Source organism: Streptomyces albofaciens JCM 4342, assembly GCF_008634025.1.
Classification (GTDB): Bacteria; Actinomycetota; Actinomycetes; order Streptomycetales; family Streptomycetaceae; genus Streptomyces; species Streptomyces albofaciens.
This window is the reverse complement of record NZ_PDCM01000001.1, coordinates 1,376,413-1,389,843: the sequence shown is the minus strand read 5'-3', so window position 1 is coordinate 1,389,843 and position 13,431 is coordinate 1,376,413. Positions and strand designations below refer to the sequence as shown.

Here is a 13,431-nt window from a genome sequence, read left to right as displayed (position 1 = left end):
GCGCGAGACGGGTGCTGAGGGCGCCCGTCGGCCCGCGGCGACCGCCCGGCCTGCGGCGACCGCCCGGCCCACGGCTACCGCCCGGCGCGGCGCCCGGCCGCCGGAAAACCCTCGCCCTACGGGGCCGCCACCGCTCCCCGCTCCCCCACCGGCTCGGGCGCGGCTTCCGTTCCGGCCGGCTCCGGCAGCTCCAGTACCGCTTCCGCCCCGCCGCCCTCGGCCGCGCCGAAGAGCAGCCGGCCGCCCAGCACCTCCGCCTGGCCGGCCGCGATCGTCAGCCCCAGGCCGTGACCGGTACCGCGTTCGGGTGCCGCCGTACGGAAGCGGCGCGGCCCCTCCGCGCACAGCTCCGGCGGGTAGCCCGGCCCGTGGTCGCGCACGACGATCCGCGTGCCGTCGACCCGTACCTCCACCGGCGGCCTGCCGTGCTTGACCGCGTTGGCCAGCAGGTTCACCAGCACCCGTTCCACCCGGCGCCGGTCGGTCTCCACCACCCGCGCCGGACCCGCCACGACGACCTCGACCCCCTCGATGCCGCGCACCCGCTCCGCCCGGCCCACGATCCCGCGCACCAGCGACGGCAGGTCCACCGCGTCCAGCTGCGCCGACTCCACGCCCGCGTCCAGCCGGGACACCTCCAGCAGGTCCTCGACCAGGTTCCGCATGGTCTGCGCCCGGTCCCGTACCAGCTCGACGGCGCGCTCGTGCGGCAGCAGCTCGGCCGCCGCGACCAGCCCGGCCACCGGCGTACGCAGTTCATGCGCCACGTCCGCGGTGAACTTGCGCTCCGCCTCCACCCGCGCCGCCAGCGACGTCGCCATGTGATGCACCGAACGGCCCAGCTCGGCCACCTCGTCCCGGCCGGACGCGGCCAGCGCCTCGGCGTCCGGCGGCTCGCCCGCCGCGATCCGGCGCGCCGCCGCGGCACTGAGCCGCAGCCGCCGGGACAGCCGCTGCGAGACGAACCACGACACACCGGCCATCAGCACCACCGTGCCGATGCCCGCGATCAGCAGCGCCCGGTCCAGCGCCTCCTGGGCCGGGTCGTTGTCCGGGAACGCCGCCGACACCGACAGCGTCCGCGGCAGCGCGCCGGTCCCGGAACCGCCGTCGGCGACCCCGCCGCCCACACCGGTGGCCGCCCACACCCGCGGGTCCTCGCCCTGGCTCCGGTACGTACCGGACTTGCCGTCGAGGACCGCGGCGCGCAGCGGAGCCGGCAGCGTCGCGTCGTCCAGCTGGGCGCCCAGCGCCAGCGTGCCGTCCCGCTCGTAGATCTGCAGCGCCGAGCTGAGCCGGTCGTCCTGATAGGAGCGCGCCGCCCGCTCCCGCTCCGCGTCCGCGATGTGGTGCACCGCGAACCCCAGCACCACCACCGCCAGCGCCGTCACACACGAAATGGCCAGGGCGATCCGGCCTCGGATGCCCATCACGCGAGGTTGTACATCTCCGTCGAGTCACCGAGCGGCGTCGAGCCCTCGTAGGTGACCTCCAGCCCCGTGAACGCCCGCGCGCCGTCCACCGTCTTCGCCCCGTACAGCCGGAACGTCGCCGGGAACCCGGCGTCCGTGCCCGCCCCGGCGGCGGCCTTCTCGACCTGCACCACGCCCTTGCCCTCGGCCTCCGCGGCGCCGTACCGCTCCCAGGTGATGCCGGTCGCCACCATGGCGGCGTCCGCGCACGTCAGCGTGATGACCTTCGGCTTGATCTCCGGCTCGCCGAACCCGCAGTCGCGCACCCCCGGCAGCCCGCCGGTCGCCTTCGCCGAGCCCTTCACGTCACGCACCGCGGACGTCTTCGGCGCCGCGTCCACCGCCGACGCGCGGTCCGCCGCCTGGCTGAACCACACACCGGCCGCCGCCAGGGCGGTGACCGCGGCGAAGGTCGCCAGGGCGGTGCGCCCGCTGAACCGGCGGGCGCCTTCGCGGTCGCGGTCGGTCATGAACTTCTCCTTCCGGGGCAGCGGCCCCGCGCCGGCGCAGAACGGGCCACCGCGGCCGAACGCGTCACGCGCGCGCGAAACGGGGGACACATACGCGAGGTGTCCGCAGAGCGAACGGTTCGGAGCATAAGGGCGGTTTCGATACCCGTAACTTTCCCCTCCCCGCCACACAGGCTGATTGCCCGGACGCTGCGGTGACCACTCGGCTTTGTACCAGTCCTGTAACAGCGGCCGTCGCACCCCTGGTGAGAACCAGCCCGAAACCGGGAGAAACCGCTGCGCCGGACGGCGCATGTCACGTGACGTACATCGCGTTGTGGGGTCAGAGTGGTTTGAGTCGCGCTCCAGTGCGCAGGCGCACCTGTCGTACGACCACCTTCGGGTGATCATGACGGCCGCCGACGGCCGAGCCGGCCGAGAGGCCGCCCACGACAGCTGCGACCCCCTGCCGCGCATCGAGCGCGCTGACCGACCGAGAGGACTCGACTCGTGCCGACCGGCAGCACCGAAGCCGAACCCGCGACCGACCGGGACCCGGAGGCGTTCAAACGCCACAGAAACCTCTTCCGGGCCGTCGCCCGCCGCCGCAACCCCCGGCTGCGGCGCACCGACATCACGGTGACCGACGAGCGCGTCGTCAAACGCGCCGTGAAGGCCGCCGCGCTCGGAAACGCCATGGAATGGTTCGACTTCGGCATCTACAGCTACCTCGCGGTCACCATCGGCAAGGTGTTCTTCCCGGGCGGCAGCGACACGGTCAGCCTGCTGTCCTCGTTCGCCACCTTCGCCGTCGCCTTCCTCGTGCGTCCCATCGGCGGCGCGTTCTTCGGGCCGCTCGGCGACCGTATCGGCCGCAAGAAGGTCCTCGCACTCACCATGATCATGATGGCCGCGGGCACCCTGTGCATCGGCCTGATCCCTTCCTACGCCACCATCGGCCTGTGGTCCCCCATCCTGCTGATCGTCTTCCGTATGATCCAGGGCTTCTCCACCGGCGGTGAGTACGGCGGCGCCTCGACGTTCATCGCCGAGTACGCGCCCGACAAGAAGCGCGGCTTCTTCGGCAGCTTCCTGGAGATGGGCACCCTGGCCGGCTACACCGGCGCCGCCGGCCTGGTCCTGATCCTCAACACCACGCTCGGCGGCGAGACCATGCACGACTGGGGCTGGCGCATCCCGTTCCTGGTCGCCGGGCCGCTCGGCCTGGTCGGTCTCTACCTGCGGATGAAGCTTGACGAGACCCCCGCCTTCCAGAAGCTGGAAGCCGCCCAGACCCACAACGGCGAAGCGACCGTCACCGAGACGGAGTCCGAGTTCTCCCACCTCTCCGAGAACGCCCCCAAGAAGAAGCTCAGCGAGATCTTCGCGCAGCAGTGGCCCATGCTGATCCTGTGCATCGCCCTCGTCGGCGCGTACAACATCTGCCACTACATGCTGCTCTCCTACATGCCGACCTACCTGACCGACACCCTCCACTACGACGAGGCGCACGGTCTGCTGATCGTCATCGGCACCATGGTCGTCCTGATGTGCATCATCAGCTCCGTCGGCAAGCTCAACGACCGCTTCGGCCGCAAGCCCCTGCTCATGACCGGCATGCTGGGCTTCTTCCTCCTCTCCGTCCCCGCGTTCCTGCTGGTCAAGGCGGGCAGCCTGGCCGCGATCATCCCCGGCATGCTGATCCTGGGCCTCTGCCTGGTCTGCCTCCTGGGCACCATGTCCGCCGCCCTGCCGGCCCTCTTCCCCACCAGCGTCCGCTACGGCTCCCTGTCCATCGGCTACAACCTCGCCGTCTCCCTCTTCGGCGGCACCACCCCCCTGGTCATCACCGCCCTCATGGACGCCGCCGGCGGCAACGACATGGTCCCCGCGTACTACGCGATGGCCGCCGCCCTGGTAGGCGCCATCGCCGTGGCCTGCATGAAGGAAACCGCCCAGCAGCCCCTGGAAGGCTCCCCGCCCGCCGTGGCCACCAAGGAGGAAGCCGTGGAGATCGTTACGGCGCAGTCGCCGGATCCTCGGTTCTGATACGCCCCGCAGAGCTTTCGCACCGCGGCCTTCGCCCTTTGCCGGGCGGGGGCCGCGGTCGTTTTTTGGGCTGGGTGGCGTAACTGGGCGGGGAGGTGGTCGTTGAAGTGTTCGAAGGCGCTACTCGCGCCCGAGAAGCGTTATCGGGGGAATCGGGGGCCATGGGAAGGAAATACACGCGCGAGTTGCTCATCGAGGCCGCGCGCGCTTCGAGTTCGTACGCGGAAGCCGCACGCCACTGCGGAAGCACTCCGACACGCAGCGTCCGGTGCTACATCAGCCGTCGGATGGCCGAAGAGGGCATCGACACCGCGCACTTCACGTCCGGGGCCGTCCGCCACTCCGAGACCGCGCTCCGCGAGGCGGTGGCCCTGTCCCACAGCACCGCCGAGGTCGTACGCCGCCTCGGCATCCACCCCGTGGGCGGCAACCAGGCCCACATCGCCCGCCGGATTTCCGAACTGGGCCTGTGCACGGACCACTTCACGTCCGCACGTCCCAGACGGCCGCAGCGCCCGGTCGCCGACCGGCTGGTCCTGGGGTCACCGTCCGAGGGCCGGTTGCCCGGCAACCGGCTGCGCAGAGCCCTGCTGCTCCGGGGAGTGCGGGAGCGGTGCGCGATGTGCGGCACGGGCCCGGTGTGGAACGGGCGGCCCCTGCGCCTGGAGGTCGATCACCGCAACGGCGACTGGTGGGACAACCGCCCGGCCAACCTGCGCCTCCTGTGCCCCAACTGCCATGCCGTCACGGACACCTACCGCGGCCGCAAACGGCGCGAGCCGCACAGGCGCCTGCCGTGACGGCCCGCCGGCGGTACACCCGCGAGCTGCTCGCCCGTACGGCCGCGGTGTCCACCGGCCCGGTGGACATGCTCCGCCGCCTGGGCACGCCTCCGGGCAGCGCCACTCTCCGCTATCTGCGCCGCCGCCTGGCGCACTACGGCATCGACACCACGCATTTCGCTCCGGAAGAGTTGCCTCGGCGGCCACCGCAGACGTACACCAAGGAGCGCCTGGAGGAAGCCACCGCAGAGGCGCGCAGCATTCGGGACGTCCTGGAGCACCTGGGCGTCCCACCGTACGACAGCGCCTACAGCCACATCCGCGAGAAGCTGACGCGCTTCGGTATCAGCACGGCGCATTTCGCCGGGCGCGGCGCCCGCGGAGAGCTGTTGCCGCGCGACGAACTCACCGCCGCCGTGGCCGGTTCGAGAAGCCGGGCCGCGACACTCCGGCTGCTCGGCCGCCCCGTCACCACCGCCTCCCGGCGGCTCCTGGACCGGAGCGTCACGGCCTACGGTCTGTCGACCGCGCACTTCACCGGACAGGGCCACGGCCGCGGCCGTCCCTCCCCGGCCCGCAGACCCGCCGACGACATCCTCCGGCGCCGGGCGCCGGGCTCCCGCCGGACGAAGACGTCCCTGCTGCGCCGCGCCTTGGACGACAGGGCGGTTCCCCGGCTGTGCGGCGCCTGCGGTCTGGGCGACTCCTGGCAGGGCAAGCGGCTGGTCCTGGAGATCGACCACATCAACGGGGACCCGCTCGACGACCGGATCGGGAACCTGCGCTATCTGTGCCCCTCGTGCCACAGCCAGACCCGCACGTTCGGGCGGCGGACCGCCCGAACCCAAGATCCCCTGACGGCCGCGCGACCGGGCACAGTACAGTAGGCGCCGCGGGCCCGTACCCCAGCTGGCCAGAGGGCGCCGGTTTAGGTCCGGTGTGTCGTGGGTTCGAGTCCCACCGGGCCCACAGCATGAAGCAGCCGTCTCCTTCCGCGGAAGGAGACGGCTGCTTCATGTGTACGGCCGGCAGCCGGGCTGTGCACGGCCGCCCGCCCGCACTCAGCCCAACAACTCCCGCACCACCGGTACCAGCTCCCGGAACGCCTTGCCGCGGTGGCTGATGGCGTTCTTCTCGTCGGCGGTGAGTTCGGCGCAGGTGCGGGTTTCGCCGAGGGGCTGGAGGATCGGGTCGTAGCCGAAGCCGCCGGTGCCCGCGGGGGTGTGGCGGAGGGTGCCTTCGAGGCGGCCCTCGACGACGCGTTCCGTGCCGTCGGGCAGGGCGAGCGCCGCGGCGCACGCGAAGTGCGCCGCGCGGTGGCCGTCGGCGATGTCGGAGAGCTGGGCGAGGAGCAGGTCGAGGTTGGCCTGGTCGTCGCCGTGCCGGCCCGACCAGCGGGCCGAGAAGATGCCGGGCGCGCCGCCCAGGACCTCGACGCACAGCCCGGAGTCGTCGGCGACGGCCGGGTGGCCGGTGGCCCGGGCCAGGGCGTGGGCCTTGAGGAGGGCGTTCTCGGCGAAGGTGACGCCGGTTTCCTTGACGTCGGGGACGTCCGGGTAGGCGTCGGCGCCGACCAGTTCGACGTCGAGGTCGGCGGCGGCGAGGATGGCGCGGAGTTCGGTGATTTTGCCGGCGTTGCGGGTGGCGAGGATCAGGCGCTTCATAGGCCCCGATTATCCAGGCACGTGAACCCCGATTATCCAGGCACGCGAACCCCGGATATCCAGGCGCGCAGGTCCCGGGCTCGACCCGGCGCACGGGGCTTGGGTTCAGGCCTGGGCTCAGGCCTGAACCCAAGCTCAGGTTGTGGCCCCGCCCCGTCGGTTGTGGCCCCGCCCCGTCCCACTCCCTGGCCCCAGACCCGGCGCACCGCCCCCGCGGCTATCCCGGCGTGCAGGTCTTGGTGAGCGAGGCGGCCGTGTCCTTGAGCCCGTCGAGGTCGGGGACCTTGCCGTCGCGTACCGCGTCGTCGGCCTTGTCCAGTGCCTTGGTCAGGTCGGTGAGCGCCTTCTGGACGTCCGGGTCGTCCGTGGACTCCTGGATCTTGCCGAGGTCCTTGTTCAGCCGGTCGACGGCGCGCTGGGCGGCCTGCGGGCTGTCGGCCGCGTTGTCCAGGTCCTGCCGGAGCGAGTCCAGGTCGTTGGCGAAGGTGGTGGCGATCTTGGCGCAGCCGACGGCCTTCTCGACCGTTCCGCAGGCGGTGAGCAGGGACGCGGCCAGCGCGGCCGTGGCCAGCGCGGCGGCGGTGGTCGTCGTGGAGCGGCGGGATGCGGTGCGGCGGCGTACGGCCATGGAACGGTCCTCCCCTGGGTGTGCCGAGCGCGGATGGTGCGTCGGTACCAGGGATAACGCCGCCGGACCGGATTTGGTTGACAGGGGCGCGGCAAGAAGTGGGGGCGGGGCGGGCGCCCCGGCCGTCAGACCAGGCCGGTCTGGGTGAGCAGCATGGCCAGGACGACGACGAGCGTCCAGCCGACGATGTGCTCCAGCAGGCTGGAGTCGTCCTTGGGGCCGCCGGTGCTGGTCCGGGCCCCGGTGGCGGCGGACGCCGTGGCGGTGGTGGCGGTGGCAGCGGAAGTGGTCATGGGTCCACGGTGCGCGGCCGGTCGCCGGATTCCTAGAGACGCAGATCCCACGAGGGAAAGGTCACAGGGCCGGCGGCGCCGGGTCGGGCAGCGGCGCGCGCCGGTCCACCGTCGCGGACCGGCGCGGGCCTGGCTTCACCGCGTGCGGGCGAGGGCCTCGCGCTGGGCGGCGTCCAGCCCGGCGCAGCCTGCGACGGCCAGGTCGAGGAGGGCGTTGAGCTCGTCGCGGGCGAAGGGCTCGGCCTCGGCGGTGCCCTGGACCTCGACGAAGCGGCCGTCGCCGGTGCAGACGACGTTCATGTCGGTCTCAGCGCGCACGTCCTCCTCGTAGCAGAGGTCGAGCATCGGTACGCCGCCGACGATGCCGACGCTGACGGCGGAGACGGTGCCGATGAGCGGCTGCCGCCCTGCCTTGATCGTCTTCTTGGCCTGGGCCCAGGAGACGGCGTCGGCCAGCGCGACGTACGCGCCGGTGATGGCGGCGGTGCGGGTGCCGCCGTCGGCCTGGAGGACGTCGCAGTCCAGGACGATGGTGTTCTCGCCGAGCGCCTTGAAGTCGATGACGGCGCGCAGCGAGCGGCCGATGAGGCGGGAGATCTCGTGCGTCCGGCCGCCGATCTTGCCGCGGACGGACTCGCGGTCGCCGCGGGTGTTCGTGGAGCGCGGCAGCATCGCGTACTCGGCGGTGACCCAGCCTTCGCCGCTGCCCTTGCGCCAGCGCGGGACGCCCTCGGTGAGGGAGGCGGTGCAGAAGACCTTGGTGTCGCCGAAGGAGATCAGTACGGAGCCTTCGGCGTGCTTGCTCCAGCCGCGTTCCAGGGTGACGGGGCGGAGCTGGTCGGGGGTGCGGCCGTCGATACGAGACATGGCTCCGACCCTATCGGCTCCGTAGAGGGGGCGGTTCCGGTTCGGTCGGGATCGCGGTGGGGGCTGTTCGCCTGCGTACCGCTGTAACGCCGCACCGCCGTATCGCTGCTGTACCGCTGTACCGCTGTACCGCCGTACCGGCACCCGTATCGGCGTCGCGCGCCCCGTGGCGCCGCGCCCCGTACTGCCACATCCCCGTACCGCCGCACCCGTGCCGCGCATGCCGTACCGCCACACCCACGCCGCGCATCCCGTAGCGCCGCGTCCCGTACGGCCGCACCCGCACCGCCGCGCACCCCGCGCCACCCCGCCCGCCACACGTCCCTACACACGCCGGGGCCCCGGCCCGCCGCCTTCACGGCGCGGACCGGAGCCCCGGACGGAGAGCGCTTCAGCGGCTCACATCATGTCTTCGATCTCGGCGGCGATCGGGTCCGCGTCGGTGCCGATGACGACCTGGATGGCGGTGCCCATCTTCACGACGCCGTGCGCGCCGGCGGCCTTCAGCGCGGCCTCGTCGACCAGCGAGGGGTCGGCGACCTCGGTGCGGAGGCGGGTGATGCAGCCCTCGACCTCCTCGATGTTGTCGAGTCCGCCGAGCCCGGCGACGATCTTCTCAGCCTTGCTGGCCATGTCCACTCCTGCTTGTCTCGGCCACCGGCGGCGGTGCCGCTCGGTGATCACACGGTAACGCACGTTCAGCCCAGTTACCCGGGCGCATGTCCGCCGTCTGGCGAAAGATGGCGACCACCCGGCAGCGCTTTCCGGGGCCCGAAACGCACCACAAATGGTCTACACCACAAGTATGCGGCACGTACCGAGCCGGCCCGCTGCGGGCCGGGGGCCGAAAGGACGCGGATGAGCTCGAACGCGGCGGCGGCATCGCGGAAGAAGCGGTCGGCGGGCCTTTTCCAGGGTCTGCAGAAGATGGGGCGCAGCCTTCAGCTTCCCATCGCGGTCCTGCCCGCCGCGGGCATCCTCAACCGGCTCGGCCAGCCGGACGTCTTCGGCACGGACGGCCTGGGCTGGCAGGACGTGGCGAAGGTGTTCGCGGGCGCGGGCGGCGCGCTGCTGGACTCCTCGCTCGGCCTGCCGCTGCTGTTCTGCGTCGGCGTGGCGATCGGTATGGCGAAGAAGGCGGACGGGTCGACAGCGTTGGCCGCGGTGGTGGGCTTCCTCGTCTACTACTCGGTGCTGCACCAGTTCCCGCAGGACTGCGCGACGGGCTCCGCGTACGCCACGGCCGGGCAGTGGAGCGGTGTGTGCGTGGACGGCGGCGGCAAGGCGACGCCGGCGAACTTCCAGAACCCGGGGGTCTTCGGCGGCATCGTGATGGGCTTCTTCGCCGCCTGGATCTGGCAGCGCTACCACCGGGTGAAGCTGGTGGACTGGCTGGGCTTCTTCAACGGGCGCCGGCTGGTGCCGATCATCATGGCGTTCGTCGGGCTGGCCTTCGCCGCGCTGTGCCTGTGGGTCTGGCCGCCCATCGGTGACGCGCTGACCAGCTTCAGCAGGTGGCTGACGGATCTGGGCGCCACCGGTTCGGGCATCTTCGGCGTCGCCAACCGGGCACTGCTGGTGATCGGGATGCACCAGTTCCTGAATACGTTCATGTGGTTCCAGTTCGGCGATTTCACCAAGCCGGACGGTACGTCGGTGCACGGCGACATCAACCGTTTCCTGGCGGGCGACCCGACGGCCGGGCAGTTCACCACCGGTTTCTTCCCGATCATGATGTTCGCGCTGCCGGCCGCGGCGCTGGCGATCACCCACTGCGCCAAGCCGCACCGCCGCAAGGAGATCGGCGGTCTGATGCTGTCAGTGGGCCTGACCTCCTTCGTCACCGGCGTGACCGAGCCGATCGAGTACTCGTTCCTGTTCATCGCACCGGTGCTGTACGCGCTGCACGCCGTGCTGACCGGGGTCTCGATGGCGGTGAGCTGGGCGCTGGGCGTCAAGGACGGCTTCAGTTTCTCGGCCGGTCTGATCGACTACGTGATCAACTGGGGGCTGGCCACCAAACCGTGGATGATCATTCCGATCGGGCTGTGCTTCGCGGTCGTCTATTACGTGCTCTTCCGCTTCGTGATCACCAAGTTCGACCTGCACACTCCGGGCCGCGAACCGGAGGAAGTGGAAGAGGAACTGGAGCAGCAGAATCTGAAGTGAGCGGACCGGGCGGGAGCCGGGACCCGCCCCCTGTGGACGGGCCCGTACGGCCCTGTCCGGAGGGCCCTCAAGTCGATGGACTTGAGGGCCGCTTGGTCCGTGATCTAAACGTTGAGGAAGAACGGATTCCTTTATGTGTGGGCGACATGCTAAGAATGGTCTAAACCACTGAGTGGTGTAGACCAAGCCAGCGGGCCTCCCCCCTGTTCTCCGAGAGCCCGCCTCCCCAGGAGGAATCCGATGAGTTCGGCCACCGCTACGGCGGCTCCCGACAAGAAGCGTGGCTCCGGCGCCATGGCCGTCGCCCAGCGCATCGGTCGCAGCCTCATGCTGCCGATCGCGACGCTGCCCGCCGCGGCGCTCATGGTCCGGCTCGGCCAGTCGGACATGCTCGGCAAGGAGTCGTTCCCCGCGTTCCTGAACAAGATCGCGGAGTTCATGGCCGCCGGTGGCGGTGCGCTCCTGGACAACATGCCGCTGCTGTTCGCCGTCGGTATCGCCATCGGCTTCGCCAAGAAGGCGGACGGCTCGACCGGCCTGGCCGCCGTCGTCGGCTACCTGGTCTTCAGCAAGGTGCTGGCGACGTTCGGCGACGACAGCCTCCCCAAGATCGCCAAGGTGGTCGACGGGAAGATAGTCCAGGAGGCCGCGCCCGCCGACGCCAAGGTGCTCGGCGGCGTGGTGATGGGCATCGTGGTGGCCCTGATCTACCAGCGCTACAGCCGCAAGAAGCTGCCGGACTGGCTCGGCTTCTTCAGCGGCCGCCGCCTGGTCCCGATCCTGTCGTCCTTCGCGGGCCTGATCATCGGCATCGTCTTCGGCTACATCTGGCCGGTCCTGGGCACCGGTCTGCACAGCTTCGGTGAGTGGCTGGTCGGCTCCGGCGCGGTCGGCGCGGGCATCTTCGGCGTCGCCAACCGCGGTCTGATCGCGGTCGGCATGCACCACCTGCTGAACTCCTTCCCCTGGTTCCAGGCCGGTGACTACCACGGCAAGCACGGTGACATCGCCCGCTTCCTGGAGGGCGACCCGAGCGCCGGCCAGTTCATGACCGGCTTCTTCCCGATCATGATGTTCGCGCTGCCCGCCGCCTGCCTGGCGATCGTGCACTGCGCCCGCCCCGAGCGCCGCAAGGTCGTCGGCGGCATGATGTTCTCGCTCGCGCTCACCGCCTTCGTGACCGGCGTGACCGAGCCGATCGAGTTCACGTTCATGTTCATCGCCCCGGTGCTGTACGCGATCCACGCCGTACTGACCGGTGTCTCGATGGCGCTGACCTGGGCGCTGGGCATGAAGGACGGCTTCGGCTTCTCGGCCGGCGCGATCGACTACGTGCTGAACCTGGGCATCGCGACCAAACCGTGGATGCTGGCCCTGGTGGGCCTGTGCTTCGCGGCCCTGTACTACGTGATCTTCCGGTTCGCGATCATCAAGTTCAACCTCAAGACGCCGGGCCGCGAGAGCGACGAGGAACTCGCCGAACTGCAGAAGGCCGAGGGCAAGTAGGCCCCGGCCGACGGCCCGGAAAACGCCCTGGGCGCGCCGGGTGCCCCGAGCGGGCCGGGCGGGCCGGGCGGGCCGGGCGGGCCGGGCGCCCCAAGCGGAACCGGCGTCCCGAGTGCCCCGGGCACACCGAGCGCACCGAAGGCCCCCGCGACCACACTGGTCGCGGGGGCCTTGTGCATGCCGTCGGCCGGTGGCCACCAGTACGCATCGGCACCGGAGCGCACCGGCCATCGAAGCGCATTGGCACCGGAGCGCACCCGCCATCGAAGCGAGCCGGCCATCGGAACGCACCGGCCACCGAAGCGCGCCGGCCATCAGGGCGCGCCCCTCGGCGCCCCGCCCGGCTCAGATCTCGTAAACCGCCCCCGCCTTGGCGACCTCGACCGGGCCCTCGAAGACCTCCTGCGCGTCCCGCAGGTTGATGCCGGGGTCGGTCCACGGCGGAATGTGGGTCAGGACCAGCCGTCCCGCGCGGGCGCGCGCGGCGTGCGCGCCCGCCTCCCGCCCGTTGAGGTGCAGGTCCGGGATGTCCTCCTTGCCGTGCGTGAAAGATGCCTCGCACAGGAAGAAGTCGGTGCCGTCGGCGAGGCCGTCCAGGGCGTCGCAGACCCCGGTGTCGCCGGAGTACGTCAGCGACTTGCCGTCGTGCTCGATACGGAAGCCGAACGCCTCGACGGGGTGGCTGACCAGGTCGGCGCGGACGGTGAAGGGGCCGACGGTGAAGGTGCCCGGCGTCAGCGTGCGGAAGTCGAAGACCTCGCTCATCGCCTGGTCGGTCGGCAGGTCCGCGTGCGCGGCGGTCAGCCGCCGCTCGGTGCCGGCCGGCCCGTACACGGGCATCGGCGCGCACCGGCCGCCGTCGGGCCGGTAGTAACGCACGACGAAGTAGCCGCACAGGTCGATGCAGTGATCGGCGTGCAGGTGCGACAGGAGAACGGCGTCGAGGTCGTAGAGACCGCAGTGGCGCTGCAGCTCGCCCAGGGCGCCGTTGCCCATGTCGATCAGCAGCCTGAAGCCGTCGGCCTCCAGGAGATAGCTCGAACAGGCCGATTCCGTGGAAGGGAACGACCCCGAGCAACCGACGACAGTGAGCTTCATGCGGGCGTGAACCTCCGTGGCTGGGGGCGGAGCGGCGGGTCCATGCGGGGCTACGACGGGGGCGTGCACAGGTCCCCGCCGGCCTCGCCCGGCGGCGTCCATGCCGGGTCCGAGCGGTCATTACGGTGCCCACGAGGGTAAGGCGCGAAAGGGCCGGTGGCTCCTCCGGCGGGGCGAGCTGTGGGCGGAATCACCAGTCCGGGTGGGTGTGTACAGGACCGGGCTCCCTTCCTGTGGTTCCCCGGTGCCGTACGCCTACACGACGGCGCCGGACGCCCGGTACGGCCCGGCCGGTGGCCCCGCCCACGGGCCGAGGCGCGCGGGACGCGCGGGGACGGTGAGGCGCTCGGGGGCGCGCGCTTTTGGCCAAGAGCGTGGAGCGTACGCCCCTACGTGCTTCAGTACGCGCCCCGGCGGTGCCGCCGGAGCCGCGATCCGTACGGGTGGAGTCGAT

13 protein-coding genes and 1 tRNA gene are annotated in these 13,431 nt (G+C 71.3%); 6 read left to right on the top strand and 8 right to left on the bottom strand.

What is annotated here, in order from left to right; all coding sequences use genetic code 11:
* Window positions 1–116 precede the first annotated feature (116 nt).
* Window positions 117–1,430 (bottom strand): sensor histidine kinase, encoded by a 1,314-nt coding sequence (locus tag CP973_RS06410; protein WP_150238344.1) that lies wholly within the window; start codon window positions 1,428–1,430, stop codon window positions 117–119.
* Window positions 1,430–1,942 (bottom strand): hypothetical protein, encoded by a 513-nt coding sequence (locus CP973_RS06405; protein ID WP_150238342.1) that lies wholly within the window; start codon window positions 1,940–1,942, stop codon window positions 1,430–1,432. The genes CP973_RS06410 and CP973_RS06405 overlap by 1 nt, the downstream gene beginning before the upstream one ends.
* Window positions 1,943–2,431: 489 nt before the next feature.
* On the opposite strand from CP973_RS06405, the gene proP reads away from it, so the two are divergent.
* The 4 genes from proP to CP973_RS06385 all read left to right on the top strand — a co-directional run bounded on the left by proP (window position 2,432) and on the right by CP973_RS06385 (window position 5,721).
* Window positions 2,432–3,970: a glycine betaine/L-proline transporter ProP gene (gene proP / locus CP973_RS06400; RefSeq protein ID WP_150238340.1), complete on the top strand. Its 1,539-nt coding sequence runs from the start codon at window positions 2,432–2,434 to the stop codon at window positions 3,968–3,970.
* Between the two features lie 287 nt (window positions 3,971–4,257).
* Window positions 4,258–4,770, top strand: a complete 513-nt coding sequence (locus CP973_RS06395; RefSeq protein WP_341874794.1) for an HNH endonuclease — start codon at window positions 4,258–4,260, stop codon at window positions 4,768–4,770.
* Window positions 4,767–5,639 carry an HNH endonuclease signature motif containing protein gene (locus CP973_RS06390; RefSeq protein WP_150238336.1) on the top strand — a complete coding sequence of 291 codons (873 nt, stop codon included), beginning with the start codon at window positions 4,767–4,769 and terminating at the stop codon, window positions 5,637–5,639. The genes CP973_RS06395 and CP973_RS06390 overlap by 4 nt, the downstream gene beginning before the upstream one ends.
* 7 nt (window positions 5,640–5,646) lie before the next feature.
* Window positions 5,647–5,721: transfer RNA gene (locus CP973_RS06385), tRNA-Leu, on the top strand.
* 92 nt (window positions 5,722–5,813) lie between these two features.
* Here CP973_RS06385 and rdgB read toward each other — a convergent pair.
* The 5 genes from rdgB to CP973_RS06360 form a co-directional block, all read right to left on the bottom strand.
* Window positions 5,814–6,416, bottom strand: coding sequence for an RdgB/HAM1 family non-canonical purine NTP pyrophosphatase (gene rdgB / locus CP973_RS06380; protein WP_150238334.1), 603 nt, complete (start codon window positions 6,414–6,416; stop codon window positions 5,814–5,816).
* A gap of 217 nt (window positions 6,417–6,633) precedes the next feature.
* Window positions 6,634–7,044, bottom strand: coding sequence for a hypothetical protein (locus CP973_RS06375; RefSeq protein ID WP_150238332.1), 411 nt, complete (start codon window positions 7,042–7,044; stop codon window positions 6,634–6,636).
* Window positions 7,045–7,169: 125 nt separating this feature from the next.
* Entirely contained in the window at window positions 7,170–7,337 is a 168-nt protein-coding gene (locus CP973_RS06370; RefSeq protein ID WP_150238330.1) for an SCO1431 family membrane protein, read from the bottom strand.
* Window positions 7,338–7,472: 135 nt separating this feature from the next.
* Window positions 7,473–8,204, bottom strand: coding sequence for a ribonuclease PH (rph, locus tag CP973_RS06365; protein WP_150238328.1), 732 nt, complete (start codon window positions 8,202–8,204; stop codon window positions 7,473–7,475).
* Between the two features lie 399 nt (window positions 8,205–8,603).
* Window positions 8,604–8,837, bottom strand: a complete 234-nt coding sequence (locus CP973_RS06360; RefSeq protein ID WP_003986022.1) for a PTS sugar transporter subunit IIB — start codon at window positions 8,835–8,837, stop codon at window positions 8,604–8,606.
* A gap of 225 nt (window positions 8,838–9,062) precedes the next feature.
* Between CP973_RS06360 and CP973_RS06355 the strand changes: the two genes are divergently transcribed.
* Window positions 9,063–10,373: a PTS transporter subunit EIIC gene (locus tag CP973_RS06355; RefSeq protein WP_150238326.1), complete on the top strand. Its 1,311-nt coding sequence runs from the start codon at window positions 9,063–9,065 to the stop codon at window positions 10,371–10,373.
* Window positions 10,374–10,613: 240 nt separating this feature from the next.
* Window positions 10,614–11,879 (top strand): PTS transporter subunit EIIC, encoded by a 1,266-nt coding sequence (locus tag CP973_RS06350; protein ID WP_150238324.1) that lies wholly within the window; start codon window positions 10,614–10,616, stop codon window positions 11,877–11,879.
* 345 nt (window positions 11,880–12,224) lie between these two features.
* On the opposite strand, the gene CP973_RS06345 is transcribed toward CP973_RS06350, so the two are convergent.
* The gene (locus tag CP973_RS06345) at window positions 12,225–12,977 is read right to left on the bottom strand and encodes an MBL fold metallo-hydrolase (RefSeq protein ID WP_030602384.1); all 753 of its coding nucleotides are present in this window, start codon (window positions 12,975–12,977) and stop codon (window positions 12,225–12,227) included.
* Window positions 12,978–13,431: the final 454 nt, after the last annotated feature.